Source organism: Agromyces humi (assembly GCF_009720255.1).
In the GTDB taxonomy this organism is placed as follows: Bacteria; Actinomycetota; Actinomycetes; order Actinomycetales; family Microbacteriaceae; genus Agromyces; species Agromyces humi.
Genome location: NZ_WJSP02000275.1, coordinates 1 through 5,105, shown reverse-complemented (window position 1 = coordinate 5,105; position 5,105 = coordinate 1). Strand labels below are relative to the sequence as shown.

Below are 5,105 nucleotides of genomic sequence, written 5' to 3'. Positions count from 1 at the left end.
GGGTTCCACGTCAACACCACCCCCGCATTCGCGTTGGCGTGCCGCGAGGGGCACGAGGCCTCGGTGCATACGAGCCTCGTCGTACTGGAGGATGCACTGACCCTCTTCGGGTTCGCCTCCCGTGATGGAGGACTCGTCGCGGCTGCACGCCGGCCTCGGCGGTGACAACGAGAAGATCGCATTCGCCGTGATGAAGCGCGGCCTGACCCCCGACGACCTCGCCGCCGCCGCGGCATCCGGCGACGCACTCTCGCTCGCCGACCTCGGCCTGCGCTACGACCTCACGGTGCCCCTCGCCCGGTTCTACGCCACCCACCGCGCTGCGCTGCCACCGGTGTTCCGGTCGATCCAGATCGCGCCGGTCTGGCGCGCCGAGCGCCCGCAGAAGGGTCGCTACCGCCAGTTCGTGCAGTGCGACATCGACATCATCGGCGAGGCCGGTCCGCTCGCCGAGCTCGAGCTCCTCACCGCCACGCTGGCGACGCTGGACGCGCTGGGGCTCGGCGGCTGCACCATCCGCCTCAACGACCGGCGCATCCTGGCCGGCATCCTCGCCTCCTGGGGTGTGCCCGACGACCTCCGCGAGCGCGCCCTCATCACGATCGACAAGCTCGACAAGATCGGGGTCGGGGGAGTGGCGGCCGAACTCGCCGCACTCGGCGTGATCGAGCGCGAGTCGGAGGTCGCGGCCGAGCTCGAGGCGCTGACCACGGCCGACTGGCACCTGCACGACGGGGTCGTTCGGCCCCCCGCCTGGCTCGACCTCGACGCGTACGCCGACCTCCGGGCCCTCGGCGATGCCCTTCCCGACGCGGCGATCGAGTTCGACCCGACGCTCGTGCGCGGCATGGGCTACTACACGGGCACGATCTTCGAGATCGCCCACCCCGACCTGGGCTACTCGCTCGGCGGCGGCGGACGCTACGACCACATGATCGGGCGATTCCTCGGCCAGGAGGTGCCCGCCTGCGGGTTTTCGATCGGCTTCGAGCGCATCGTCGACCTGCTCGCCGTGCGCGACGAGGCGCGTCCGCGCGCCGTCGTGCTCGTGTACGACGCCGACGTCGAACCGGCGTCGCTGCTCGCGCTGAAGCACGAGCTCGTGGCATCCGGAGCCCGCGTGCGGTTCGAACGCCGGGTGAAGAACCTGCGCGGGCTGCTCGACCGCGTGACCGCCGACGGCTTCGACGCGTTCGCGACCGTGACGACCGAGACGACGGATGCCTCGTCGCTCGCGTTCCGCGACCTGGGCACGTAACCGCCCGCCCGGCTTCGCGGTGGCCGTCGCCGTCGTGCTCGATCGCGATGCGGAGTTCGGGAGTGCACCCTGAGCGTCAGCCTCGCGGTGCCGCATATTCGGCCGGCGCCAGGAAGGCGGCGTTGGCACGCTCGAATGCCTTGAGCGGCCCGTTGTTCCAGGCTTCCTCGAAATGCTGCGAGGCCGGGTCGGGGAAGATCTCATCGTCGCCGCGCTCGAGCCCGTCATAGACGGCGGATGCCACGAGCGAGGGCGCCGTCTTTGGGATCGCGAGTTCGCGCGTCATGTCGGTGTCGATCGGTCCGGCGAGTACGGCGTGCACCCGGACGCCGTGCCGCGCCAGCAGCCCGCGCTGCGCTTGGGACAGCGAGAGCAGCGCGGCCTTCGAGATCGAGTACGAGGGCATGATCGGCAGGTTCGCGAGCGCCGCGATGGATCCGAGGTTCACGACCGTTCCGCTGCGGGCGCGAAGGGCGTGCAGAAGTGCGTTCGTCAGGGTCAGCGGGCCGAGCACGTTCACCTCCAAGTGGTGCTCGAGCATGCCGCGATCGGTGAGATCGTCGTACATGCCGATCGCGGCGTTGTTGATGAGCAGGTCGAGCTCCGGCACCTGCGCGGCCGACCGCTCGATCGAGCGTGGGTCTGCGACATCCAGCCTCAGCAGTGTCACGCGCGCGTCGGGATGATCGAACGGGGTGCGCGTGGCAGCGTACACGTGGGTCGCTCCGCGATCCAGCGCCTCCTCCACGAGCGCACGGCCGAGTCCGCGGCGCGCACCGGTGACGAGGATCGTGCGCCCTTCGAGAGAGTTGTCAGTAGCCATGGTGGGCCTCCTTCGTAGATCGATTCGAGGATGTAGACGCACCGGATGCCCGGAATTGGTCACGGCCTGCGAGGAACCCATCCGATAGGTGCGACCAATTCGGCCCGTTCGCGGTGTCGACAACAATGAGGAACAGGGAGAGGATCCCCCCGGTGGGCGAGAAGGTGAGGGCGGGGTGACCGAGCGATTGCTCAAGGCCGCGCGAGAGGGCGACCGCGCGGCGTTCGTCGCGCTCACAGAACCGCACCGCCGGGAGTTGCAGGTGCACTGTTACCGGATGCTCGGCTCGGTCCAGGACGCCGAAGACGCGGTGCAGGAGACGCTGCTCAGTGCATGGCTCGGCCTCTCGGGGTTCGAGGGCCGCTCGTCGGTGCGCACCTGGCTCTACCGCATCGCGACGAACCGATGTCTGAACCTTCTGCGCACCGGTCGACGCGCGCCGCAGCCCGAGACCGCCGCAGCACCGCCGACGGGCCGCGGCGAGGTCGTGTGGCTGCAGCCGTATCCGGACTCGCTGATGGACGACCTTCCCGACGACGCTCCAGGTCCTGAGGCGCGGTACGAATCGCGGGAGGCCGTCTCGCTGGCATTCACGCGCGCGTTGCAACTCCTGCCGCCGCCCCAACGCGCTGCGCTGCTCGTGCGAGACGTGCTCGGGTATCGCGCCGCGGAAGCCGCCGATCTGCTCGGCGTGACCGTCGACTCGCTGAACGGCTCGCTCAAGCGAGCACGCGCCGCACTCGCGGTCGCGCCGACCCGCCCCGACCCGATCGACCCGGACCCGGAGCTGCTCGAGAGGTTCGTGACCGCCTTCACCTCAGGTGCCGTCGACGACCTCGTCGCCCTCATGACCGACGACATCTGGGTGCGGATGCCGCCGCTGCCGTTCGAATACCACGGGACCGAGGCGGCGGCGTCAATCCTCGACGCCGTCGCCGCGCACCGTCACGCGATCGAACGCATGGTGCCGACCGATGCGAACCGGCAGCCGGCATGGGGCGAGTACGTGCGGGATCCCGTCGCGGGGGGCCTCCACCTCGTCGGCGTGCTCGTGGTCGGATTCGCAGGCGGCAAGGTCTGCGAGATGACGCACTTCGAGACGTCCGTCGCAGCGAGGCTCGGGTTGCCCAACACGCTCGCGTGATCGGTCGGTCGGAGGCCTGGAGCGCGGCGCGCATCACGCCGCCGAGATACCCGCGGGCGGATACCGCGGGCGGATGCCTCGGGGATGCCCCAGATGGATGCAGCGGGCGGATGCCGCGCGCCCGCGGCATCCGTCGGCCCGATGTGGTGAGTGCGCGCCGCCGTCGCGACCGGCGGTCGAAACACGAGTCGTGAGCATTACTAGACTGGCCTGCGGATCACGACGGAGTCGTCCGACGCTCACCCCCATCACAGAGGAGTTCACTGTGGCATTCATCGAAGCTGTAGGCGCCCGCGAGATTCTCGACTCGCGCGGCAACCCGACCGTCGAGGTCGAGGTGCTGCTCGACGACGGCTCGCTCGCCCGTGCGGCGGTGCCCTCGGGCGCGTCGACCGGCGCCTTCGAGGCGTACGAGCTGCGCGACGGCGACAGCGACCGCTACCTCGGCAAGGGCGTGCAGAAGGCCGTCGACGCCGTGCTCGACGACCTCGGCCCCGCCGTGGAAGACCTCGACGCCGCCGACCAGCGCCTCGTCGACGCCGCCCTCATCGAGGCGGACGGCACCGACAACAAGAGCCGCCTCGGCGCGAACGCCATCCTCGGCGTGAGCCTCGCGGTCGCCAAGGCCGCCGCCGACTCGGCGGACCTCCCCCTGTTCCGCTACCTCGGCGGCCCGAACGCGCACGTGCTGCCCGTGCCGATGATGAACATCATCAACGGCGGCGCCCACGCCGACACCGGCGTCGACATCCAGGAGTTCATGGTGCTGCCGATCGGCGCGCCGACCTACTCCGAGGGCCTCCGCTGGGGCGTCGAGACCTACCACGCGTTGAAGAGCCTCCTGAAGTCGAAGGGCCTCTCCACCGGCCTCGGCGATGAGGGCGGCTTCGCCCCCGACTTCGCGTCGAACCGCGACGCCCTCGACTTCATCGCCGAGGCGATCGGCAAGGCCGGCTTCACGCTCGGCACCGACATCGCGCTCGGGCTGGATGTCGCCGCCACAGAGTTCTTCGAGAACGGCGTGTACCGCTTCGAGGGCAAGGACCGCACGTCGGCCGAGATGAGCGCGTACTACGGCGAGCTCGCGGCCGCCTACCCGCTCATCTCCATCGAGGACCCACTCGCCGAGGACGACTGGGAGGGCTGGGCGGCGCTCACCGAGCAGCTCGGCTCGAAGCTGCAGCTCGTCGGCGACGACCTCTTCGTCACCAACCCGAAGCGCCTCGCCGACGGCATCGCCAAGCGCGCCGGCAACTCGATCCTCGTGAAGGTCAACCAGATCGGCACGCTCACCGAGACGCTCGACGCCGTGAAGCTCGCGCAGCGCGCCGGCTACACCGCGGTGCTCTCGCACCGCTCGGGCGAGACCGAGGACACGACCATCGCCGACCTCGCCGTCGCCACCGACTGCGGCCAGATCAAGACGGGCGCGCCCGCCCGTTCCGAGCGGGTTGCGAAGTACAATCAGCTCCTGAGGATCGAAGAAGAGCTCGGTGAGGCCGCGGTGTACGCGGGCCGCACGGCGTTCCCCCGATTCACGGCCTGACCAGCCTGATCACGACGGGGGCGGCCGTTGGGCCGCCCCCGTTCTGCTTCCCGGGACAGTGAGGAGGGGCGATGCATCCGGATGCTCCGCGCCCTCCGCGCTCGTCGGGCGTGCCGCGCCGGCCCGCCAACGCCGACGCCCTGTCGTCGCCCCGCCCGAAGGCCGCCGGCACCGGTGGAACCGCCGGGAAGCCCCGACCGTCGTCCACCGTGGGCCCGCGCGACTGAGGAGCCCTGGCGTCGAGAGGTGCGACCGGGCGCTCATGCGTCCTCCACGCGGAGTCCGGGTCGCGTCGCGAGACGGCGGACGGATGCGGCGGCCCCGGCACCGACCG

General features: G+C 70.6%; 4 protein-coding genes and 1 pseudogene. 4 read left to right on the top strand and 1 reads right to left on the bottom strand.

The genetic code is table 11. The features are described 5' to 3' along the window. A partial coding sequence (locus GH736_RS16905) for an OB-fold domain-containing protein (protein WP_328596890.1) occupies positions 1–165 on the top strand: 165 nt, incomplete at its 5' end. After that, positions 119–1,258 (top strand): annotated as a pseudogene (locus GH736_RS16900) (histidine--tRNA ligase); the annotation flags it as partial. The gene GH736_RS16905 and the pseudogene GH736_RS16900, both read left to right, overlap by 47 nt. Positions 1,259–1,334: 76 nt before the next feature. Here the strand turns inward: GH736_RS16900 and GH736_RS16895 are convergent. Continuing rightward, complete coding sequence (locus GH736_RS16895; protein ID WP_159605416.1) at positions 1,335–2,081, bottom strand: SDR family NAD(P)-dependent oxidoreductase; 747 nt, start codon at positions 2,079–2,081, stop codon at positions 1,335–1,337. 175 nt (positions 2,082–2,256) lie between these two features. Here GH736_RS16895 and GH736_RS16890 point away from each other — a divergent pair, with 175 nt between their 5' ends. Then, positions 2,257–3,225 (top strand): RNA polymerase subunit sigma-70, encoded by a 969-nt coding sequence (locus tag GH736_RS16890; protein WP_159605414.1) that lies wholly within the window; start codon positions 2,257–2,259, stop codon positions 3,223–3,225. Positions 3,226–3,490: 265 nt separating this feature from the next. Further along, positions 3,491–4,771: a phosphopyruvate hydratase gene (eno, locus tag GH736_RS16885; RefSeq protein ID WP_159605412.1), complete on the top strand. Its 1,281-nt coding sequence runs from the start codon at positions 3,491–3,493 to the stop codon at positions 4,769–4,771. Positions 4,772–5,105 lie beyond the last annotated feature (334 nt).

Bases quoted from the DNA above. Each gene is read 5' to 3' on its own strand.
- GH736_RS16895 (WP_159605416.1), bottom strand. From the start codon at position 2,081: ATGGCTACTGACAACTCTCTCGAAGGGCGCACGATCCTCGTCACCGGT.